The 23,336-nt window shown below is 33.6% G+C and carries 22 protein-coding genes and 1 tRNA gene; 9 read left to right on the top strand and 14 right to left on the bottom strand.

The window, feature by feature from the left end:
• The first annotated feature begins 56 nt into the window (after positions 1-56).
• On the top strand, positions 57-629 hold the full coding sequence (locus AAGD45_RS01325) for a malonic semialdehyde reductase (protein WP_341761665.1): 573 nt from the start codon (positions 57-59) through the stop codon (positions 627-629).
• A 794-nt stretch (positions 630-1,423) separates the two neighbouring features.
• On the opposite strand, the gene AAGD45_RS01315 is transcribed toward AAGD45_RS01325, so the two are convergent.
• The 6 genes from AAGD45_RS01315 to AAGD45_RS01285 form a co-directional block, all read right to left on the bottom strand.
• Entirely contained in the window at positions 1,424-2,437 is a 1,014-nt protein-coding gene (locus AAGD45_RS01315) for an IS110 family transposase (RefSeq protein WP_341762176.1), read from the bottom strand.
• Positions 2,438-2,584: 147 nt separating this feature from the next.
• Entirely contained in the window at positions 2,585-4,306 is a 1,722-nt protein-coding gene (locus AAGD45_RS01310; RefSeq protein WP_341760804.1) for an IS1634 family transposase, read from the bottom strand.
• Positions 4,307-4,518: 212 nt separating this feature from the next.
• Entirely contained in the window at positions 4,519-5,424 is a 906-nt protein-coding gene (locus AAGD45_RS01305) for a hypothetical protein (RefSeq protein WP_341761663.1), read from the bottom strand.
• A gap of 102 nt (positions 5,425-5,526) precedes the next feature.
• Positions 5,527-6,759, bottom strand: a complete 1,233-nt coding sequence (locus AAGD45_RS01300) for a hypothetical protein (RefSeq protein ID WP_341761662.1) — start codon at positions 6,757-6,759, stop codon at positions 5,527-5,529.
• A 394-nt stretch (positions 6,760-7,153) separates the two neighbouring features.
• The gene (locus AAGD45_RS01290; protein WP_341761661.1) at positions 7,154-7,276 is read right to left on the bottom strand and encodes a hypothetical protein; all 123 of its coding nucleotides are present in this window, start codon (positions 7,274-7,276) and stop codon (positions 7,154-7,156) included.
• Entirely contained in the window at positions 7,269-7,961 is a 693-nt protein-coding gene (locus AAGD45_RS01285; RefSeq protein WP_341761660.1) for a CvpA family protein, read from the bottom strand. Before AAGD45_RS01285 ends, AAGD45_RS01290 begins: the two co-directional genes overlap by 8 nt.
• 183 nt (positions 7,962-8,144) lie before the next feature.
• On the opposite strand from AAGD45_RS01285, the gene AAGD45_RS01280 reads away from it, so the two are divergent.
• From AAGD45_RS01280 to fabF, 4 genes are all read left to right on the top strand, one after another.
• A complete protein-coding gene (locus AAGD45_RS01280; protein WP_341761659.1) occupies positions 8,145-8,717 on the top strand; it encodes a YqgE/AlgH family protein in 573 nt (190 codons plus the stop codon).
• A 62-nt stretch (positions 8,718-8,779) separates the two neighbouring features.
• Positions 8,780-9,682: a TerC/Alx family metal homeostasis membrane protein gene (locus AAGD45_RS01275; RefSeq protein WP_341761658.1), complete on the top strand. Its 903-nt coding sequence runs from the start codon at positions 8,780-8,782 to the stop codon at positions 9,680-9,682.
• 210 nt (positions 9,683-9,892) lie between these two features.
• Complete coding sequence (acpP, locus tag AAGD45_RS01270; protein WP_341761657.1) at positions 9,893-10,162, top strand: acyl carrier protein; 270 nt, start codon at positions 9,893-9,895, stop codon at positions 10,160-10,162.
• A 17-nt stretch (positions 10,163-10,179) separates the two neighbouring features.
• Entirely contained in the window at positions 10,180-11,439 is a 1,260-nt protein-coding gene (gene fabF, locus AAGD45_RS01265; protein WP_341761656.1) for a beta-ketoacyl-ACP synthase II, read from the top strand.
• A 3-nt stretch (positions 11,440-11,442) separates the two neighbouring features.
• Here the strand turns inward: fabF and AAGD45_RS01260 are convergent, their stop codons facing one another.
• The 4 genes from AAGD45_RS01260 to AAGD45_RS01245 form a co-directional block, all read right to left on the bottom strand.
• The gene (locus AAGD45_RS01260; RefSeq protein ID WP_341761655.1) at positions 11,443-11,949 is read right to left on the bottom strand and encodes an HD domain-containing protein; all 507 of its coding nucleotides are present in this window, start codon (positions 11,947-11,949) and stop codon (positions 11,443-11,445) included.
• Between the two features lie 748 nt (positions 11,950-12,697).
• Entirely contained in the window at positions 12,698-13,759 is a 1,062-nt protein-coding gene (locus AAGD45_RS01255; protein WP_341761654.1) for an IS110 family transposase, read from the bottom strand.
• Positions 13,760-13,949: 190 nt separating this feature from the next.
• The gene (locus AAGD45_RS01250) at positions 13,950-14,105 is read right to left on the bottom strand and encodes a hypothetical protein (RefSeq protein ID WP_341761653.1); all 156 of its coding nucleotides are present in this window, start codon (positions 14,103-14,105) and stop codon (positions 13,950-13,952) included.
• A gap of 25 nt (positions 14,106-14,130) precedes the next feature.
• Positions 14,131-15,498: an IS1634 family transposase gene (locus AAGD45_RS01245; RefSeq protein ID WP_341761652.1), complete on the bottom strand. Its 1,368-nt coding sequence runs from the start codon at positions 15,496-15,498 to the stop codon at positions 14,131-14,133.
• Between the two features lie 369 nt (positions 15,499-15,867).
• On the opposite strand from AAGD45_RS01245, the gene AAGD45_RS01240 reads away from it, so the two are divergent.
• Positions 15,868-15,944 (top strand) — tRNA-Asp (locus tag AAGD45_RS01240).
• Here AAGD45_RS01240 and AAGD45_RS01235 read toward each other — a convergent pair.
• On the bottom strand, positions 15,933-17,441 hold the full coding sequence (locus AAGD45_RS01235; protein ID WP_341761651.1) for a recombinase family protein: 1,509 nt from the start codon (positions 17,439-17,441) through the stop codon (positions 15,933-15,935). The two genes, AAGD45_RS01240 and AAGD45_RS01235, sit on opposite strands and share 12 nt — an antisense overlap.
• A 449-nt stretch (positions 17,442-17,890) precedes the next feature.
• Here AAGD45_RS01235 and AAGD45_RS01230 point away from each other — a divergent pair, with 449 nt between their 5' ends.
• Both AAGD45_RS01230 and AAGD45_RS01225 read left to right on the top strand, forming a co-directional pair.
• On the top strand, positions 17,891-18,106 hold the full coding sequence (locus AAGD45_RS01230) for a hypothetical protein (protein WP_341761650.1): 216 nt from the start codon (positions 17,891-17,893) through the stop codon (positions 18,104-18,106).
• Positions 18,106-18,366 carry a type II toxin-antitoxin system RelE family toxin gene (locus AAGD45_RS01225; RefSeq protein WP_341761649.1) on the top strand — a complete coding sequence of 87 codons (261 nt, stop codon included), beginning with the start codon at positions 18,106-18,108 and terminating at the stop codon, positions 18,364-18,366. The genes AAGD45_RS01230 and AAGD45_RS01225 overlap by 1 nt, the downstream gene beginning before the upstream one ends.
• A gap of 78 nt (positions 18,367-18,444) precedes the next feature.
• Here the strand turns inward: AAGD45_RS01225 and AAGD45_RS01220 are convergent, their stop codons facing one another.
• The 3 genes from AAGD45_RS01220 to AAGD45_RS01210 form a co-directional block, all read right to left on the bottom strand.
• Positions 18,445-19,332, bottom strand: coding sequence for a HEPN domain-containing protein (locus tag AAGD45_RS01220; RefSeq protein ID WP_341761648.1), 888 nt, complete (start codon positions 19,330-19,332; stop codon positions 18,445-18,447).
• A gap of 233 nt (positions 19,333-19,565) precedes the next feature.
• A complete protein-coding gene (locus AAGD45_RS01215; RefSeq protein ID WP_341761647.1) occupies positions 19,566-20,381 on the bottom strand; it encodes a hypothetical protein in 816 nt (271 codons plus the stop codon).
• Positions 20,382-20,582: 201 nt separating this feature from the next.
• On the bottom strand, positions 20,583-21,572 hold the full coding sequence (locus AAGD45_RS01210; protein WP_341761646.1) for a MobA/MobL family protein: 990 nt from the start codon (positions 21,570-21,572) through the stop codon (positions 20,583-20,585).
• A 287-nt stretch (positions 21,573-21,859) separates the two neighbouring features.
• Between AAGD45_RS01210 and AAGD45_RS01205 the strand changes: the two genes are divergently transcribed.
• The gene (locus AAGD45_RS01205; protein WP_341761645.1) at positions 21,860-22,909 is read left to right on the top strand and encodes an IS110 family transposase; all 1,050 of its coding nucleotides are present in this window, start codon (positions 21,860-21,862) and stop codon (positions 22,907-22,909) included.
• Positions 22,910-23,336 lie beyond the last annotated feature (427 nt).

Here is a 23,336-nt window from a genome sequence, read left to right as displayed (position 1 = left end):
TTAGTTTTGGGAAATGGTATTATATCGAATTAATGGTAAATTTAAGGGGTATTACTATGAAAAATGTTAAGGAAGTATTTTCAGATAGAACCTGTTATAAATTTTTGGATAAGCCAGTTGATAGAGCGTTACTTGAAGAAATTTATAATATGGCAAAACTTGGTCCTACTTCAGCTAATTGCTGTCCTTTGAGAATTGTTTTTGTTCAGAGTTCAGCTGAAAAAGATAAATTGTACAGATGCTTAGTTCCAAGTAACGTTGAAAAAGTTAAGTCAGCACCTGTTACAGCCATTTTTGCCTTTGATACTAAGTTTTATGAATTAATGCCCAAGTTATTTCCTCATGATGCAAGTATAAAAGATTATTTTGCTTCTTTTGAGCAGATTGCCCTAGATACCGCAATTCGCAACTCATCATTACAAGCAGCTTACTTGATGATTGTTGCGAGAAGTAAGGGATTAGCTTGTGGTCCTATGTCGGGGTTTAATAAAGACGCTATAAATAGTACTTTCTTTAGCAATTCAACTTATCAAGTAAATTTCATATGTAATATTGGTTACAAAGATGGTGATGCCCCTTTCCCACGGCTACCAAGACTCGATTTCAATGAGTGCTGTAAGATTACCTGAGCATCCGTAATGGAAGTCAATAAAAAAATAGTAACTTAACATACATTTAGCTACTATCGATGTTATTCCTACGTAGGTGGGAAGGCTTTATTAGACTTCTTTCGAAACTCGCTTATGCTGAGGGATTTGAAGGAGACGCGGAACGCAGAACCGCAGCGTACTCTAATGTACGTGAGGATTCGAGTACCGCATCGACGTACAAATCACCAGCAGAAGTAGAGTTTCGAAAGAAGTCTATTGCGTGGATCAAAAACACCAACGTTAATATGGTACTTACAGAACCAAAAACGATCTCACCCCTACCTACGCAGGAGTAACATTCACAACTGTTGAAAGTTAGAAATCGTCATCACGAGGCGTCGGTACGCCGTGGCGACTCATCTTCGAGATAAATATGAGCAGAAATTATGCTATAGAACGTGAGTATTATGCGACGAGTGGAGTGTAGAATTAAATTCTCGTTACTGACTACATGTATGAACCTCCTGTAAAATGCAAGAAAAAAATAACATCTAATAGCAAAAATGCAAATGCATACATGTATCCGGCTTATAGTTAATAAATTATGTGTAATTTATCCTACAGCCCTGATGGAATTCGCTGGCTTACAAATTTACTATATACTTATCATTTTATCGGCTTCAAAGAGCCATTGTAGTCATCAGTTTTTTTGTAAGCTAAGGTTTGTCTTATTTACCATCAATATTATTATCTCACGCATATTCCGGGTTGGAATCTCTTACATATTCTTTGTTTACCTATTAATTAATAAACCACTATTTATTTTATGTTAATTATAATAGCTTTGTGCTACAAACTTTACTCTCTACATAATCATCCCCTGACCTTAGTACTGCAAACACCACTCTTGCCAGTTTATTAGCTACAGCAACTACTATTTTATTATGTCCATTTCGCTCAGATAAATTAAACATCCACTGCGTAAATTTGCTAAAATCTTTTTTAGATTTTTGTTCTTCCGATGTAAATCTTATCTTGGCATTTAGTACAGCTCTAGCTCCTTGGATCAATAAAGTACGCAAGTAAACATCACCTCGCTTGCTAATTCCAAGCAACTTATCTTTCCCTCCACTGGAATGCTGCCTTGGCACTAATCCAAACCATGCCGATAATTGCCTACCATTCTCAAAACTTGTAGCATTACCTATTGATGCTATTAAAGCAGTAGCAGTAATTAAACCAAGACCAGGTATAGCTGTTAATCGTTGATATTGAGTTAAGTTGCTAGCTATTATTTTTAATCTTTTTTCTATCTCTTTTATTTTTTTGTCATTATCCAAAAATTCCTCTTTCAGTTCACTAAATGTTTGATAACCCAGCTGGCTTAAATTCCCTTCATCTAAAATCTCGGTTAATTTTGTCATAACCTTATTGATCCCTTGAGGAATAATAAAACCAAATTCATGTAGTAGACCCCTAATTTCATTAGCAAGGGCAGTACGATTTTTTACCAATCTCTCTCTTACTCGATGAATTGATAAAATATCTTGTTGTTCTACAGTTCTAATTGGTACAAACCTCATATTTGGTCTTGTTACCGCTTCACATATAGCTTCTGCATCAGCTTGATCATTTTTATTAGTTTTAACATACGGTTTGACAAATTGTGCTGCCATTAGTTTTACTGTATGCCCCAATTTAGTTATTTCTCTTGCCCAGTAACTAGCTCCGCCGCAAGCTTCCATCCCTACCAAACATTTTGGTAAATTAGCCATAAATGTTAAAACTTGATCTCTCATTAATTTTTTCTTTAATACCGTCTTACCATTTTTATCTACACCATGAATTTAGAAAATTCTTTTTGCAATATCTATACCAATTGTGGTAACTTCCATCTTAGCCTCCTGATTGTTATTTTAATATTTAATATTAACTTTAGAAGATTAGCCACTGCTTTTCATTCTGTATATCAGGAGGTCCATACCATTATTTTATCATTTTGCAGATTTTGTCATTTGGGGCATCGTTAAATCAAATAAATTGAATAAATTTTGTTGAAACTCGCTTAATTTTGGTAATCTTGCAACTTTGCAACCCTTGATTGTGTAATATAAAAAACATACTTTATCCAGCTCTCTTAATGCTTCCTCAATGGTCACATTATATTTACCATCCTTGGTTACGCCACAACCTTGTTTCAACTTATTTTTCATATAGTGCCATATTTTTAATGCCAACATACAAACAAATACATGTCCCTTCGTTCTGTTGCTTTTCCTTAAAAAGATCGGTCTTACTTCGAGTAATCCTGTCTTCATACTGCTAAAATTCGATTCTACTTCATGTAAATTATGGTAAGCTTTATCAACCAATTCTTTACTCATCAGTTTAATTTCAATCTGTGTTTCAATCGCATAACAACCATCAAGAGCAAACAACTCTTTTTTCTTATCTTGATCAATTTCAACCACTATTTGGTTGCCATCTAATTTTAGGTTGATAAATTTATCTATCCGCCATTCTTTGGCAATTTTTTGAATATTATTTAAACCAAGTTCTAGCTTTGCTTTCTTATGGGTTGATACATATATATTACGTTCTTCAATCTTTGCAACCAATTTTTCAACTCGGTTATTCCTATCAAACTCAACTTTTCGGGCTATAGAACCATTTTTCCTTAAAATATATCTTTTGCCATTATTGGTTACTTCGCATAGCTGTTCTTCAAAAAAACTATATTGCAAAACTCCGCTTTTCTTTAAGCTTTCAATCTCAACTTTACTTAAGGTTGTAATATAGTCCCATCCTTCTTTGCTCAGGGCTTCTTTGCCTGTCCTCTTAATCATTCCTTTATCACCAACAAAGACGATATTCTTAATACCAAAATTAGATTTTACTAGCTCAATCTGCTCATAAATGGTAGAAGGATCAGCACTATTACCCTTAAAAACTCTAACAGCCAAAGGTTCGCCATGATCATCAGTTAATAGACCAATCACTATTTGCTTTTTACCCTTCTTTTTATCCCGATTGTACCCATATTCCGCAAGTTCATTCTCTGTTCCTTCGAAATAGCTGGAAGTGACGTCATATAAAAGCATAACAGGCGGCTTGTTATTTTTCTTTTGATAAGTTTTAAATAATTTTAATTCGATCTTTTCTTGGTTCTCTTCTAACCATTCTAGAGCCTGATATAAATGGTTTTCATCAAATGAATCGACAGATAATACATCAGATATCGCATGCGATTTCGCCCATTTCACGCTGGAAAGTCTAGACCCTTGGTGAGCAAAGCGTGCTAAAACCAAAAATAGACTCAATAAAGCTTCTTTGCTTCTAGTACCAAGAGCCTTAGTAATACCAATTTCATCAGCAATTCTTTTTAGTAGAAAAATAGTCCCAAAACTTTCACCAACCTCAGGAACACCATCTAAACCATCAAATTCACCTTTAAGCATCTTCTTAAAAGCTTCAATACGTAACTCATCCCAATTAGTTAGATTAGCTATGGTTTTATTTAATACTTTCCCGTCTTCGCGATAAGAGGTACGAAGCAATATTGCAGGACGAGAATTTCTATTTGGAACAGTTGTAATATACATGAAAGAGATTATATCTCTAAATTCCAGCATTGTCAAATAAAAAATATCATTTACATGACTACAAACTTCATGCCAAAACCACTGCAAACCTGATTCTTTAGGTGTTTTAAGCACTTTTTCGTCTAGAAGATGAGTGGCGATCTCATGAAGTAAGCTCTTCTTCACAAGATTGCCACGTCGTCGCTTACAGCGACTCCTCGCAATGACGGTTTAGGGCTTACAAAGCTCATCGCGATGACGGTTTTTTAACTTTCAACAGTTGTGGGGGTGACCCCGGGCTATTAAAGCGATGAGTCACATCGAATTGAGGTTAAATTACCCCAGTTTTAGGCATCTACATCACCGTTAACTGTCACATCTATTAAAGATGCATCTTCATGATTGTTTATGTCTAGTTCTACTAATGCTAATTCAGCTAATGCTAATGCTTCATGGCCCAAATGGCTTACTCCACCAAAAAACTTCTTGATAACCCATCCAACAGTACCTCCAACAGCACCTATAGTAGTTACAGCAAAAGATATCAGACCTAAGATTTCTCCTATTGACATTGTGCTACTAGCAGGATTATTAGGATTTGATTCCTTAGGAGTATGCTTTTCTGTAGTATAATCAGCAACTACACCAGCAGCGATTGGTTCTGATTTCTCAGTAAGATTTTTCTTAGGAGTAGTAAGTTCTTCCTTAAGAGTAGTAGTTTTTTGAGGATTAGACCATACTGTAGCAGAATCAGTAGTAGGATTTCCAGCAGAGGAAGCAGTAGACTTTGTCGTAGTAGTACTAGACCCATCCGTAGTAAGAACAGTAGTCTCTTGCTCAGTAGTAGTCGAACCTTCAGTGGAGGAAGTAGTAACCCTCTTTGTAGTAGTACTAGACTTCTCCATAATAGGAGTAGTAGTCTCTTGCTCAGTAATATCTTCAGTGGAGGAAGTAATAGACTCATCCGTAGTAGAAGCAGTAGACTTCACAGTAGTAACAGTAGACTCTGTCGTAGTAGTAGACTCCTCAGGAATAGCAGTAGTAAGCTCTTCCTCAATAGTAGTAGTGTCTTGCTTAGTAGTACTAAACTCCTTCGTAGCAGGAACAGTAGACTTCACAGTAGTAACAGTAGACTCTGTCGTAACAGGAACAGTAGACTTCACGGTAGTAACAGCAGACTCTGTCGTAGTAGGAACAGTAGACTTCACGGTAGTAACAACAGACTTTGTCGTAGTAGGAACAGTAGACTTCATGGTAGTAACAGCAGACTCTGTCGTAGTAGTAGACTCCTCAGGAGTAGCAGTAGTAAGCTCTTCCTCAATAGTAGTAGTGTCTTGCTCAGTAGTACTAAACTCCTACGTAGTAGGAACAGTAGACTGCTCTGTAGTAGAAGCAATAGACTTTTCCTTAGGAAGAGGCTTATTAGTAGTACGAATATCACGCTTCTCTCGCTTGCCGGATATATCTTTGGAAGACTCTTCCTCAGTAGTACTAGACTCCATTGTAGAAGTGTAGGACTCTTTACTAATATGTTTATTGCATTCTAGTACCTTTAAGAGTTCTTTTAAGAGTTTTTTGGATGCCTTACCTTCTATACCTCTGTTTCCCATTAGGCCTACTTCAATAATCTTAGTACCTGTAAGTTCTGGTATAAGATCATTTACCCCTTTATCAGTTATCTTGTTATTTGCTAGATTTACTACTTTAACCTTAGTATTGCCTTCTTTAAGTGATTTTATAATATCTATTGCTCTTTCATCACCTATTCTATTATGTGCTAGATTTAATGTAGTGACTTCAGTACCTGTAAGCATTGTTCCAAAGTCTATTGCTCCTGTAGTTCCTATCTTATTATGTACTAGACTTAATACTTTAACCTTACTCCCTTTAAGAATTTTTCCAATCTCTTGTGCTTTTTGGGGATCAACCCCAACATCCCATAGATATAATTCAGTAATATTACTATTTTCGAGTTGTTGTTTGAGCATTTCTGTATTTAGATCATAGCTGAAAGTTAACTTACTACCATTACCATGTAGTATAATATTACCATTAGCATCATGTAGTATAAGACCATCACCTACTGCACGTTTTCCCCTAATAAGAGATTGGTCATCATTATGTTTTGTAGAGCCTTTTGATTTGTTATGGTTTTGGCTAGTTGAAGTAGTTGCAGGAGTAGTATCAAAAAGAACAGGCGTCTTACTTACCTCAGTGGGACTTGTTACTCTATTCAATAAGCTATTTTGATTATCTGCCGAGATAGCTTTCTTGGACGAAACGGTAATACTAGAAGAAATGGCAGAAAGGGCGGTAAGAGCAGTCAAAAAAGCTTGTGTAGTAGGAGTATGTGCTTTACCTCCATCAATAGGCTCTATAATATTCTGCCTTGAAAGATTAGGTTCATAATCCAATATGGCAGGAATATTAGGTAAGTCATCTGTGTTTAGTCTATTATTTCCTTGTATGTTGTTCCCATTATTCAGCTTTTTATTAAATAAGTATGCTTCAATATCTTGTTCCTTCAGAAACTTCCCTTGACTCTTCCGATGCTGATTAACCCAATCTCCATTATTAATACGTCCCATATTTTTTCTCTCCAGTTATATTACAGATTATTAAAAATTTATTTACTATAAGATAGTATTAGAATAATATCTGTTAACTAATGTCAAGCAAATAATAACAAACTTTAATATTTAAGAACTTTTTTGTAAAATAACTTAGTCTAGATAGCATTAATGTAACCTGAGTCCGATGTAAGACATCGGTTTAATAGCCTCGATGTCACCCCTAATAGAGATAATAGACTTCTTTCAAAACTCGCTTATGCTGAGGGATTTGAAGGAGACGCGGAACGCAGAACCGCAGCGTACTCTAATGTACGTGAGGATTCGAGTACCGCATCGACGTACAAATCACCAGCAGAAGTAGAGTTTCGAAAGAAGTCTAATACTGATAACTTGTTACATCGAACTTAGGTTAAATTACCTTATATTCGACAACAAATTTTTGCTCTTGAACAAACTCATGATTAGCTATATCTTGAAAATATCTACCAATAATATAACTCTTTTTACTATAGTTATTCAATAGCCTAGTCATGATTCTCCACTTTTTTTGATAATACTTCATCAAGTTCTTGCATAAGATCTTCAGGGAGTTGCTTTACTTTATTGGGAGATTCTTGAGATTGTGATTTTTCTAACACATTTGTAGTATCAATAATCTTTGATTTTTTAGGTAATTTAATGGATTCCAAACTATCTTGTGGTAAAGTTCTTATAAGATTTTTACTTAAATTATCTAGATACGATATAGTCACAGATTCCTTAAGCCATTTTGGATATTTATCAATAGTAGTATTTTGTATAACGTCTTTTAGGGTTTCTGCTTGTAAGTAACTGTCAGAAAAGAAAATTGTTAGGACTAGGAAGATACATAAACAAATAATCATACCTCTAAACATGCCTGCGGCTAAGCCTATAGATCTGTCAATGACCCCACCACTTATAATAGAGATCATCAAAAGAAATTTACGGGTTACAAAAGAGCATATGATTAGAGAGATAATATAGGAAATAATCCCAGAGGTAACTACCAATGCAATGTGGTTATTAAAATATCGAGTAATAATGGAAATAGTATATGGAGATAGGTAATAGGCAAAAAGAATTGAGACTATAAAGCCAAGTAAGCTAATAGTAAGCTTTATTATTCCTCCATATGCCCCAAGCATCGATGAAGTAGTAATAATTGCCAGTATTATTATGTCAAACCAAGTAAACATTAGACTTTTTCAAAAATTACTTTAAGTTTAGAACAGGAGTTGAGTATATTTACTATCATGTTCAAAATTTTTATTAAACCTCTCAGATGAAATTTCAAAAGAGGTCTATTGAATAGCCGTAATTTAACATTATATGTATCTAAAAGCTAGTATGTTAATAAATTTTAAAATACAATAAACATTATGAGTGTAAACGATAAGATTTTTGATAATTTATCTGGTAAGGTTCTGATCGCTACTCCTTACATGCTTGAGGGTATATTTAATAAATCACTTATTTATATGCTGTCTCATACAGCAGAAGGAGCAATGGGTTTAATTTTCAATAATTTAGTGAATCATATAGAGATAAAATCGTTTTTTAAAATATCTGATGATCAAATAGATAGTAACATTATGATGCCTATATATCTAGGAGGACCAGTTGAGCATGAACGCGGATTCTTCCTACATTCTGATGATTATAACGAAAATCTACTATTGAAGTTTCAGAATCATTTAGCAGTTAGCTCTAATCCTAAAATCCCTCATGATATTGCTTCTGGTCATGGCCCTAAAAATAGTTTATTTATTATTGGATACACTGCTTGGAAAGCAGGGCAGCTTGAAACAGAGATTAAGGAGAATTTGTGGATAATAACAAAGTGTGATAAAGAATTTATTTTTTCTGATCATCCAGAGAATAAGTGGCACAATGCTTTACACAATCTCGGTATCAAAGAATCCCACTTTACTTCACGAATGGCTAATGCTTAACATCAGATCATAAACTTGAGAATTAATTCTTCAAGTTATTATAGTAGTTTATGGAGGGAATCTTGACTTGGGTTGTTTTTTGTACAGTGATTGCAGGTTTACTAATCTACGATCTTGGTTTTGCAAACCAAGAAAATAAAGTGATGAGCTTCCGCCAAACTATTTATTTTAGCCTTTTTTATTTAATTATAGCATGCCTCTTCGGTATTTTCATTTTTTTTGATATGGGAGGAGAAAAAGCCCGGGAATACTACACTTGCTTTTTTATAGAGAAAGCTATGTCATTGGATAATATTTTTATTATATTGATGGTTTTTCAGTTTTTCTCTATTCCTTTAATATATCAGCATCGGATATTATTCTTGGGAATTCTAGGTGTCATTGTTTTTAGAGCCATAATTATATATCTAGGTGTCATTGTTATCTCGAAATTCTCTTGGTTATTATATATTTTTGCAGCTATTCTTATAGTTACAGGCATCAAAACTTTTTATATAGCAAAAAAAAGTTTTAAAGTAGAGGAATCGTATATTTATAGAATTCTACAAAAATACTTTAATCTTACTCCTAAAATTTCCGGTTACAAATTTTTTATTAAAACTAACAATAGGTTAAGTATTACGCCTCTTCTTGCATCATTAATAATTATAGAAATCATGGATATTGTCTTTGCCATTGATAGTATACCAGCAATATTTGCTATCACTAAGGATCCTTACATAATTTATACTTCTAATATTTTTGCCATATTAGGTTTACGTGCCTTATTCTTATGTTTAGCTAATATTGTTGAGCAATTTAGTTATATAAAATATTCGCTAGCATTAATATTAATATTTATTGGCATAAAAATATTCGCTGAACATTTTATTGAGATTCCATCTTACGCTGCACTGGCTATGACTATTACTCTTCTGTTGCTTGGTATTATTGCTTCTATTATCAGGAAAAGGAGTGTATACTAAACTGTAAACTATTAGTAATATTTCAATTTAAGAACTAAAGAAATTTTACACTGGCATAAAATATTTTTTTGTGCTAGAAGTTTGGAATTATTGTATCGTCTTATTCAAAGCTTACTTATGTATAGATTATGTTTATTCCATACAAGTCATTATAAGTGGCTAGAGTTTAAGTGTTTTACTAAATTTAATTTATGTTATGAGGTTCTAATTATGAGTGAAAATATAAATATTACACAAAATGTTGTTGAGCAAGATATTGTCGAACAGGAGGTTATTGAAATCGTCGCTAACACATTAAAAGTAAAGAAGGATTTAATCACTCCTGAATCTAGATTCGTTGAGGATCTTAAATCAGATAGTTTAGATACAGTTGAATTAATGATGGCAATAGAAGCAAAGTATAAATGTGATATACCAGATGAAGATGCCAGTAAAATTTTAACTGTCTCTGATGTTGTACAGTACATAATAAAAAAATAACTAATTAATAAATAATCATGTCGACTAGAAGAGTTGTTATAACCGGTATTGGGCTTATCACACCACTAGGAATTGGTGTAAAGACCTCTTGGGAAGGTATTATAAAGGGTCGCAGTGGCATCAAGTCAATCACAAAATTTGATACTTCTAACCTTGCCTGTAAAATAGCGGGTACAGTGGATCACTTAACAGATAATGGCTTTAACCCGGAAAAATTTATTGACCCTCGCAATGTCCATAAGATGGATTTATTCATTCAATATGGTATAGGAGCAGCTACTGAGGCAATCGAGGATAGCGGGTGGAAAGTAAAAGATGCATTATCTGGAGATAGGACCGGCTTAATACTTGGTTCAGGAATAGGTGGACTTGGGATGATCGAAGAAACATCCGTAAAGTTTCATAAAGAAAATAATGGCAAAGTTAGTCCATTTTTTATCCCCTCCTCATTAATTAACCTCCTTTCAGGTCATGTTTCCATTAAATACGGATTTACCGGACCAAATCAGGCTGTCGTTACAGCTTGTTCTACTGGCTCTCATGCTATAGGGGATGCTATGCGTATGATTCAATACGGTAATGTAGATGTTATGGTTGCTGGTGGGGCTGAAGCACCGGTCACTCCGGTTGGAGTGGCTGGATTCGTTGCCGCAAGGGCATTATCTACTAAATATAATTCTACGCCTGAAATTGCATCAAGACCATGGGATCAAGATCGTGATGGATTTGTAATGGGAGAAGGAGCAGGTGTTGTAGTACTTGAAGAATATGAGCATGCTTGTGCTAGAAACGCTAAGATTTATGCTGAAATTATTGGATATGGTTCTACTGGCGATGCTTATCATATGACCTCACCTCATCCCGATGGAAGAGGTGCTTATAGATCTATGTCTGATGCTCTTAAAGATGCAAAAATTGATGCAAGTCTTATTGATTATATCAATGCCCACGGCACTTCTACCCAAGTTGGTGATGCTATAGAGTTAACGGCTGTTCAAAAATTATTTTTGGATGCTAACCCAAATGTTCTTATGTCGTCAACCAAATCATCTATTGGTCATTTGCTTGGAGCAGCTGGTAGCGTAGAATTAATATATTCAATTCTTGCTATGCGAGACCAAGTCGCTCCACCAACTCTCAATTTGCATAAACCGATAGCAGAAGCAAAAATAGATTTAGTTGCTTTAGAAGCTAGAAATACAAAAATTAGTTATGTACTTTCTAATTCATTCGGATTTGGAGGAACTAATGCTAGTTTAATTATTAGGAAAGTATAGGATTTACTTTTGGTTTGTATCATTTTCAAAAGTTGGAGTAGGAAGCTGGTATTTATGTTGGATAATTGTTGTAAGCTCTAAGGGGGATTCAGTAATTGGTAAATGTTTGTAACATAAAGTAGTTAATATATTTTCTAGTTGTTTTGTTCCACAACACATGCTAATACTTATAAAATTTTTAAAAGTTTCTTCTATTATCTTCTTAATCTTTTTTGGAGATTTTATACCAACAGTTTCTAAATTGTGAATTCTGTCAAATATTTTAATCATTATGATATCATATCTCTTTTGCTGCCATAATAATTCCATGATTTCTGCCGAGCTAATCTTTCTGTCACACTTAACTCTAGTTAGTTTTTCTACCTGATCAGCAATTAGATCACTAAAGATATAGGCAATCTTGCTTTTGGTAAGTTTAGTATCCTCAATGGTATCATGCAATATAGCGGTTACAGTTAAATCGGTTCTAAAGTACTGCTTATCATTTTGTGCTGCGTACTCTGCAAGCATATACGCCACTTCTATTGGATATAGGGTTCTCCTGTTTGTCTTTTCTGCTCTCCATGATACTCTTTGGCGTAATAGATGGCTTTTTTAACAATGTTCAGATCTATTGGTTAATCTACTTTACTATTCAGCTGAAAGAGTTTAGCAAGTAAGCTATCAGCATAATCACATGATTCAAACTTTAGCCAACTATTATTAATGCCTTCCATAAAAATCCTCAATATTTTGATATCCTAACTTATAGGTTAAACTAAAACTTAAGGTATTTGCAAAGATTTATTACTTTTTAGGTAATGAAAATAAATATTTCTTAACTTTGTTGTATAAATAGCTACTTATCTTCGAGATGGATAGGATTAAAATTGTGCCATAAAACGAGGTTAGTATACGGCGTGTGGGACAGAAAATTAAATTTTTGTTACTGACTACATGTATGGACCTCCTGTAAAATGCAAGAAAAAAATAACATCTAATAGCAAAAATGCAAATGCATACATGTATCCGGCTTATAGTTAATAAATTATGTGTAATTTATCCTACAGCCCTGATGGAATTCGCTGGCTTACAAATTTACTATATACTTATCATTTTATCGGCTTCAAAGAGCCATTGTAGTCATCAGTTTTTTTGTAAGCTAAGGTTTGTCTTATTTACCATCAATATTATTATCTCACGCATATTCCGGGTTGGAATCTCTTACATATTCTTTGTTTACCTATTAATTAATAAACCACTATTTATTTTATGTTAATTATAATAGCTCTGTGCTACAAACTTTACTCTCTACATAATCATCCCCTGACCTTAGTACTGCAAACACCACTCTTGCCAGTTTATTAGCTACAGCAACTACTGTTTTATTATGTCCATTTCGCTCAGATAAATTAAACATCCACTGCGTAAATTTGCTAAAATCTTTTTTAGATTTTTGTTCTTCCGATGTAAATCTTATCTTGGCATTTAGTACAGCTCTAGCTCCTTGGATCAATAAAGTACGCAAGTAAACATCACCTCGCTTGCTAATTCCAAGCAATTTATCTTTCCCTCCACTGGAATGCTGCCTTGGCACTAATCCAAACCATGCCGATAATTGCCTACCATTCTCAAAACTTGTAGCATTACCTATTGATGCTATTAAAGCAGTAGCAGTAATTAAACCAAGACCAGGTATAGCTGTTAATCGTTGATATTGAGTTAAGTTGCTAGCTATTATTTTTAATCTTTTTTCTATCTCTTTTATTTTTTTGTCATTATCCAAAAATTCCTCTTTCAGTTCACTAAATGTTTGATAACCCAGCTGGCTTAAATTTCCTTCATCTAAAATCTCGGTTAATTTTGTCATAACCTTATTGATCCCTTGAGGAATAATAAAACCAAATTCATGTAGTAGACCCCTAATTTCATTAGCAAGGGCAGTACGATTTTTTACCAATCTCTCTCTTACTCGATGAATTGATAAAATATCTTGTTGTTCTACAGTTCTAATTGGTACAAACCTCATATTTGGTCTTGTTACCGCTTCACATATAGCTTCTGCATCAGCTTGATCATTTTTATTAGTTTTAACATACGATTTGACAAATTGTGCTGCCATTAGTTTTACTGTATGCCCCAATTTAGTTATTTCTCTTGCCCAGTAACTAGCTCCGCCGCAAGCTTCCATCCCTACCAAACATTTTGGTAAATTAGCCATAAATGTTAAAACTTGATCTCTCATTAATTTTTTCTTTAATACCGTCTTACCATTTTTATCTACACCATGAATTTGGAAAATTCTTTTTGCAATATCTATACCAATTGTGGTAACTTCCATCTTAGCCTCCTGATTGTTGTTTTAATATATTTAATATTAACTCTAGAAGATTAGCAACTGCTTTTCATTCTGTATATCAGGAGGTCCATACCATTATTTTATCATTTTGCAGATTTTGTCATTTGGGGCATTGTTAGATCAAATAAATTGAATAAATGTTGTTGAAGAGTCGTTAATTTTGATAATCTTGCTACTTTACAACCTTTGATAGTATAATATAAAAAACATATTTTTCCAACTCTCTTAATGCTTCCTCAATGGTCACATTATATTTACCATCCTTAGTTACTCCACAACCCTGTTTCAACTTATTTTTTATATAGTGCCATATTTTTAATGCCAACATACAGACAAATACATGTCCCTTTGTTCTATTGCTTTTCCTTAAAAAAAATCGGCCTTACTTCTAGTAATCCCGTCTTCATACTGCTAAAATTCGATTCTACTTCATGTAAATTATGGTAAGCTTTATCAACCAATTCTTTACTCATCAGTTTAATTTCAATTTGTGTTTTAATCGCATAACAACCATCAAGAGCAAATAACTCTTTTTTCTTATCTTGATTAATTTCAACCACTATTTGGTTGCCGTCTAATTTTAGGTTGATAAATTTATCTATCCGCCATTCTTTGGCAATTTTTTGAATATTATTTAAACCGGTTTTTGGCTTTGCTTTCTTATGCGTTGATACATATATATTACGTTCTTCCACCTTGCTAACTAGTTTTTCAACTCGGTTATTCCTATCAAACTCAACTTTTCGGGCTATAGAACCATTTTTCCTTAAAATATATCTTTTGCCATTATTGGTTACTTCGCATAGCTGTTCTTCAAAAAAACTATATTGCAAAACTCCGCTTTTCTTTAAGCTTTCAATCTCAACTTTACTTAAGGTTGTAATATAGTCCCATCCTTCTTTGCTCAGGGCTTCTTTGCCTGTCCTCTTAATCATTCCTTTATCACCAACAAAGACGATATTCTTAATACCAAAATTAGATTTTACTAGCTCAATCTGCTCATAAATGGTAGAAGGATCAGCACTATTACCCTTAAAAACTCTAACAGCCAAAGGTTCGCCATGATCATCAGTTAATAGACCAATCACTATTTGCTTTTTACCCTTCTTTTTATCCCGATTGTACCCATATTCCGCAAGTTCATTCTCTGTTCCTTCGAAATAGCTGGAAGTGACGTCATATAAAAGCATAACAGGCGGCTTGTTATTTTTCTTTTGATAAGTTTTAAATAATTTTAATTCGATCTTTTCTTGGTTCTCTTCTAACCATTCTAGAGCCTGATATAAATGGTTTTCATCAAATGAATCGACAGATAATACATCAGATATCGCATGCGATTTCGCCCATTTCACGCTGGAAAGTCTAGACCCTTGGTGAGCAAAGCGTGCTAAAACCAAAAATAGACTCAATAAAGCTTCTTTGCTTCTAGTACCAAGAGCCTTAGTAATACCAATTTCATCAGCAATTCTTTTTAGTAGAAAAATAGTCCCAAAACTTTCACCAACCTCAGGAACACCATCTAAACCATCAAATTCACCTTTAAGCATCTTCTTAAAAGCCTCAATGCGTAAATCATCCCAGTTAGTTAAGTTAGCTAGGGTTTTATTTAATACTTTCCCGTCTTCGCGATAAGAGGTACGAAGCAATATTGCAGGACGAGAATTTCTATTTGGAACAGTTGTAATATACATGAAAGAGATTATATCTCTAAATTCCAGCATTGTCAAATAAAAATATTATTTGCATGACTACAAATTTATCGCAGGATTCTTGTAAACCTTACTTTCCTACCTCTTCAAACACTTCTCCCTCTCGAAGATAAGTTGCGAGTTTGCCAAAGATATCTATATAAGAAATCAAGTTAAATTAGTTACTGATGAGTTCTTGACAGGGGAGTTGACTTTATATATATTACGGCTTACCTATATATACTCGATGAAAATCAAGAATTGCGTTGTCGTCTTCAGGTATCTTCGGTGTTCACGTACTAAATGTACGCCTAGCACCTCGATCCTTCAGCACTTTATAATTTTGATCTTCGTCTATCAACTCTTCATTTACGAGTAGTATATCATAGTAAGCCTGATAAAGGGGGTGTAGCTCAGTTGGTTAGAGCGTCTGCCTGTCACGCAGAAGGCCGCGGGTTCAAGTCCCGTCACTCCCGCCATTCGGTACAAGTTGTCGTTTTTTCAAAAATATCGAACGGGAAACGTAGAGAGGTCTCAAGTTTTTTGCCCCTTAGTTTGAGGTTCTGAAATACGAAATTTATCATTTTGCGTTTTTGAGGCATTTCAGAACCTTTAAAAGTTTCATAGGCCTCAGATGCTAGAGTTATTAGCGTTGTAGCGGTATCAGTAAATTTATCGTCTGCTTCATCATAAGTTTTTAGTAAACGATCAATTTCATATTGACGATCTTTTAATTGTTGTTTTTTTCTTTGAAATTCTTCTGTGCTAAGTTCTCCATTGAGTCGCAAATCTATTAATGAATTTAATCTATTTTCATTTTCGGTATGTTCTTTCTTTAATGAAGCTGTTGCTTGGTCATGTTCAGCTTTTTTTAGCTCATTAGTGTTTCTTAGGTATGCAAGGGTCTCTTTTAGCATTTCCGGGTCTCTTATACCTATTCTTTTAAAAACCTCTTCTATTTGCTTTAAAACCTCATCTTCCCTTATATATATTTTCTTGTCTAAGTTCTGTGGATCCCAAGTAGCTAAATATGTCCATTCATCCACTTTACCGTTTGGATATGTTTTACTATGAATTTCAGATGTTACCATTTTGCCAGTTACTGCACAGGTGATTAATCCTCTAAAGAGAAAATCTTTCCCACCATATTTGAATGGCTTCTTCTTCCAGCCTAAACGTACATCTTTACATGCCATAAAAATCTCTCTTGTTATAATAGGTTGATAACCATGTGACCACATCTCTCCTTTTACTCTCATTTCACCGTAATAAAATGGTTGTTGTATTAAACGATGTATAACAGTTTTATTTAGGTGACAATTCTTTTTACTTCTTAAGCCTAATTCTTTAGCCATGTTTACCATAGACCTAAGAGTATAGACCCCGCTCGCATATTCTTCAAATAGTTTTTTGATAATAAAAGCTCTAGACTGATCAAGAATTATTATGCTATTGCCACTTGCGTCCCTGCTATTTAGATAACCAAGGGGTGCTGGACCTATCCATTGTCCTTTACGTAATTTATGATCTAGACTCCTTTTAACGTTATCACTTAAACTATCAACGTAAGATTGTGCCATTAATACGTTCATCCCCCACATTAGCCTTGCATGGGATTGAGAATCTTTGTTTATTACATAACCTTCTGTTCTAAAGTGTAATTCTATTTTACCAGCTTTTATTGGTTCTTCCAATAATGAAATTTCTGAGATTCTCCTTTGAACACGATCTACTTTATCAGCAACAATAGCAATAGTATCTCTGTGACTTTTAGCAAATTTGATCATCTCTTTAAATTGTTTGCGATCACCTCTGCTTGAAGATTCGATAATTTCAAAAGTTTCGATAACTTCAAGATTTTTACGTTGGCAATATTCTACTAATCTATATTTTTGAGCTTCAATTGAATACCCTTCTTCTTGCTCCCTTGTTGAAACACGAACTAAAATTATTGATTTTGTTGCTTTGTCTGTCATATTTTTCCCTTTGATAAAAGTATTATGCATTCAGAGATAGATTAAATACTGGACGAGTCAAGTTGAGTTTGCATTAAATTATCCAAGTAACCTCAGTATTAGAGCCAAGTGTCACATTTTTTTAGCATTAATAATTTTTGGTTATTGTAGAAATAATTGTTTTAACTCGTAGCAGTAGTAACTTTATCAAGTGGTTTATCATAGATCCCCCTATTTATCTATTTTAAGGCTATTACACGGCTTTTTAGTATCATTATGGTACCTACCAACTTGGTCTTGAATTATTACGCTCTAAGTCTAAATATGGGCTTTTTTATTTATATGGGTTTGCTTTAAAATAGATAAGTTAAAAACTTAACCGAATGCCACTGTTTACATCGATCACCTTATTGATATTCTGTATCAGATATGATACAATTGAGTCATAACAAATAAGTTGTAGTGATCTTATGGCAGCTAAACGATTATTAGTGTCTTTAGACGAGAAAATATTTGATGAAATTGCAGGTCTTGCTAAAATCAACAATGAATCCCTATCTAAAGTAGCAAAAGACCTTATTATAACTAGTCTAGAACTCCAAGAGGACAAAATATTAGCTAAATTAGCAGATGAAAGGATAGGTAATACTAGGGAATGGATTAGTCATACGGACACTTGGAAATAATGTATAATCTTCTCTATTCAGATCAAGTTATACACAAGGATATCCCTAAGCTTTCTACACCAGTCAAATCTTTAATCAAGATAACCATTGAAAAAAAGCTATTATCTGATCCAATAAAATTTGGTAAACCTTTAAAACATAGCTTCAAAGGTTGCCGCTCCCTCAGAATTGGTGATTATAGAGTGATTTATCAAATAGTAGATACAGCAATTAATATACTAGTAATTCAACACCACAAAAATTGTTATAATAGTTCATAACAACACTACTACACGTTCCAATACCTCAAACTTATAGGTCATTGCGTTTATGGACTTACTTTGTCTATATTAAGGAGCTTAAATTACCTCTTTATTAATCCTTTCCAAGCAAATTTTTTCCGTCACTGTTTTTAATTTTTTAACTCTATCGATAAGGTAAAGTAGCTGTTCTTTAGTTATCTTATAATCTTTGTTATAGCGAGCTTCAATATAAGCCTGTTCAAGTAATCTAAAACATTGCCTTTGTTCAATGCTGGAATGAGGAAATATTTGCCATAATTCTTCGTTGTAATTTCCGGCTATACTACCTAATTTTCTGATGTCGTGTAACTTTGGCTTATAGCCAGAAAAAACTAACAGGATAGCATTATAAAAACTTTCGGTAGCTTGGTGTAACTCAAAAGCACTTTTACTAAAATCTTCCCTTTTTAATGGATATTTACAATCAATAAAAAAACTTTTGCCTTTTCCAAACCAGTATTTATAATCTTCTTTAGCTATTTGTCTTCTTTCTTCCCATGGTAAGTTTTTAGCTTCCGCCAGCTGAAATTCACCGCTATCATATAAGAGAATTCCTTCTTTTTTTATATCAGAAAAGAAATAATGCCCTTTTTCAAGCTGAGTATTTACCGTCTTAATTGATTCTAGCACCAAAGTTACCCATAACTCAAAAGGACTTCTTAATGATTTTTTTTCCAACCTTCTTTCTATTTTATCTTCTATTGCTAACCCGGCAAGACCGGCATGTTTGCCTTTCTTCATGACTAACATAATATCGAGATCACTTTGATAGCTATAGGTAATATGACCTTTTTTATACTCATCTTGTACCCAATCGCCTCTAGCGTAAGAGCCAAATAAAATAATCATCGCAATCTTATGCTTTGATACAGCGAGAATTTCTTTGACGATATTATCAAGTCTTTCTTGAATTATCAGGGAGCGTTCAGGTAAAACAGTTTTCATATATTTGTAATGCAGCTATCTATAATGTAGATTACTACAATCGGCATAGATATTGCAAAAAGAATTTTGCAAATTCACCTATATACAAGAAATCTTTTCTATAACATTTAAGATTTCATTTGAGTACCGTGATATTGTTGCAAGCAAAACATGCTCTTTTCTAGTGTAATAGATACCTTTTTAATTGCATCAATATTATTTAACTATTTTAAAAAAGATGAATATTTTTAAAATTATACCCCCAGTTTTTTGTTGTGGCTTTCTAGGGTCTCAATTAACAGCTCTTCTACTTGATAACTAATATTTTCATTGTCAAAATCTGTGAACTCTATTATTATTTTGCTTGTAATTTTATTATTATATTCTAGAAGTTCCACCAGTGTTATTGCTCCATTATCAGTAATATTGTTATAGCTAAGGTCTATTTGGCTGATGGTTCTATTAGTTTCTAAAGTTTTAACAAGCTGAACAATCCCAACATCACCAATATCATTATTACTAAGAGATATTTTCTCTATAGTGTTATTATTTTTTAGAAGTCTTGCTAGTATGATTGCTCCTTTATCAGTAATATTATTGCTACCAATATCCACTTGCTTTACAATTTCATTATTTGTTAGAACTCCTGCCAGTATATCCGCCCCTTCATCACCAATATCATTGCCTCTAAGACTTATTTGCTTTATGGTTTTATCATTTTCTAGAAATTCATCTAGTATGATTAGCCCTTGAACCCCAATGTTGTTATATTCAATATCTATATTAATCAAACTATGATTATTCTCTAACAGTTCGATAAGCAGACTTAGTTCCTCAAATCCAATATCGTTGTCGCAAAGACGTATTGCGGTTATAAGCTTATTATGTTCTAAAACTTTGCCAACTATTTCAATTCCTTCTAAACCTATACGAACATCGATAAGTTCTATATAAGTTATATTATTGCTCTGCAAAACTTCTCTAAGTATTTGTGCAGCAATGTTAGTGATATTATTTATTTTTTCATTTGTTGAATCATTTTGTTGTTGATTTTTGACATTGCTCGTCATACAATCGTTCCCTGTTTTTTGTGTTTGAAAAATAGACACTGAGGTTAGATTTAAAAATTTGATGATTGTTGCTTCTAACCTCGGTGCTTAACACCACCCCACGTAGTGTCATCTTCACACATATCCTCATTAATCCTAGAAGTACAGAGTTTTGCTCACAATTAGTGATTTTCTTATAAAATTTATTATAATAGTGTTGAACTAGAGACAGTGACTAAAATTGTTAAATTCTTCTACTGTACTAGTTGTGCTAGATACCTCACTATCTTGCTTACTACCATCTGCTAAAATAGTTAAATTTTGGACAGGACTTTCCTTAACATTTTCTGTTGCTAAATCTTCTGCTACTAATTGTTTACTTATCTCTATCTCTCTTAATTTTGGATTTGCTCTAATCTTGGCAGCATTTTCTTTTAGTATTTGTTCATTTATTAACCTTAATTTTGAGTCTTGTATATAATGTGCTGTTCCTTCATGGATAGTAGGTATTAAATCAATTCCTCTTGCTTTATGCGATAAATGTGATACCTTAGCTAAATGACCATATTTTTCTAAATATTGGTTGATGAAATAGGCTACATTTTCTCGATAATAATATAAAAAATTTCTTCTTCCCCAATCACGTCCTTTTTCACCAAAAATTACTTCGCCATTTTCTAAACGTAGTAGTTTTCTAGTAGTCATCTGAATGTGGGCATGAGGATTATTTGGATTGTCATAATGAATGTTTATATCTGCTATCATGCCATGGCTAACTAGGCACTCAGAAGCAAAGTGTTCGGTAAGTTCAGTATTCTGTTGTTGAGTTAATTCTTTTGGTAAGGCTATGGTCAGCTTTCTAGCGGTCTCAGCATTTTCTCTTGTTTCACTACTTTCTGCTCTATTCCATAATTCTTGTCTATCATATACCCAACTAGGAGCATCATCCGGGGCTAGAATTACGCTATGAACAAGTCCTTTCTTGCTGCTAAAATTATAGGTAACAGTACGTTTTTCTCCTGTTTTACGGTCAGTTGTAAAAAACTGCAATTTACTTCTTGAAATATAGCTACTTGCTGCAACTGCATTTTGTCCTTTGCTTCTTCGTACTTCTGATTTATTACAGTGATATATTGCCATTGCTATTACCGCTATAAGCTGTAAGTTTTGGGTAATAGCAATGACAAAAACTGAATCTTTGAGCGCAGGCAAACTAGGTTTACCTAGTTTGCCCAAGTGCGGGTAGAGGGATTCCAAAAGCAAATGCTAAAACCTAACTTGTAACTACATAGTTTATTTTATTGGCAAGCTTTATATAGGCAGCAGAATGCTCCTTAAGTGGGTTGTTTAGGTAGGGTAGGTGGGTGAAGAAAAGAGAGGTAAAAAGAAAATGGTTTATCTAAAATAATGGTATGGACCTACCCTATATACAGAATGAGAAGCGTATGCTAATCTTCTAGGATAGGAAATGAATCCTAAACAACAATAAGGAGGCCCATATGGAAGTTACCACAATTGGTATAGATATTGCAAAAAGAATTTTTCAAATTCACGGTGTAGGTAAAAATGGCAAGACAATATTAAAGAAAAAATTAATGAGAGAACAGGTTTTAACTTTTATGGCTAACGTACCAAAATGTCTAGTAGGCATGGAAGCTTGCGGTGGAGCTAGCTATTGGGCAAGAGAATTAATAAAATTAGGTCATAATGTAAAACTAATGGCACCACAGTTTGTTAAGCCTTATGTTAAAACCAATAAAAATGATCAAGCTGATGCAGAAGGAATATGTGAGGCAGTAGCAAGACCTAGTATGAGGTTTGTACCCATTAAAACTGTAGAGCAACAAGATATTTTATTTATTCATAGGGTAAGACAGAGATTGGTAAAAAATCGTACTGCACTTGCTAATGAGATTAGAGGGCTATTATATGAATTTGGTTTTACTATTCCGCAAGGAATCAATAAGATTATAACAAAATTAACTGAGATTTTAGACGAAGGGGATTTAAGTCAGCTAAGCTACCAAACATTTAGTGAGTTAAAAAAAGAATTTGTAGAAAATGATAAAAAAATAAAAGAGCTAGAACAACGATTAAAAATCATAGCTAGCCAGTATAGTAATCACCAACAACTAATGACGATACCAGGTATAGGTTTAATAACTGCCACAGCCTTAATAGCCTCAATAGGTAATGCTAGTTGTTTTGAAAATGGTAGGCAATTATCAGCATGGCTGGGATTAGTGCCAAGGCAACACTCTAGTGGTGGCAAAAATAAGTTGCTTGGTATTAGTAAAAGAGGTGATATCTATTTACGTACTTTGTTAATTCAAGGGGCAAGATCCGTTCTGAATAGCAAGATAAGATTTACCACGGAAGAACAAAAATCTAAAAAAGATTATAGCAAGTTTACTGAGTGGATGTTTAATTTATCTGAGAGAAACGGTCATAATAAAACAGTTGTCGCGGTAGCTAATAAGCTAGCAAGGGTGGTATTTGCATTACTCAGTTCAGGTGATGATTATACCGAGAGTAAAGTTTGTAGTTAAAAAACTACTCCAAATAATTGATGAAATGACATTATAGGTAATAAAAGTTTAACAAATTCCAATCCGGAATATGCGAAGAATGATAATATTGATGGTAAATAAGACGAACCTTAGCTTACAAAAAAACTGATTTAGCTAAGGGCTATTTATAAGTCGATAAAATAATAAGTATAAGTTTGTAAGCCAGCGAATTCCATCAGGGCTATAGGATAAATTGCTTGATTTATTGTCTATAAGCCGGATACATGACTGCATTCGATTTTTTTGCTGTTGTATATTATTTTTTTCTTGCATTGTTGGGTAGGTCCATACATAGCTATAGGTGGAAAATATTAATTGATTGTAAAATAAACAAACTGTATAAATTTAAGAAAAAGTAGCTATAATTTTATTGAACTGGTAGTAAGTTAAACATATTACAAATTAC

Origin of the sequence: Candidatus Tisiphia endosymbiont of Thecophora atra (assembly GCF_964026395.1) — a bacterium.
Lineage (GTDB): Bacteria > Pseudomonadota > Alphaproteobacteria > Rickettsiales > Rickettsiaceae > Tisiphia.
The sequence above is the reverse complement of the archived record's forward strand: the minus strand, read 5'-3'. Positions and strand labels throughout refer to the sequence as shown.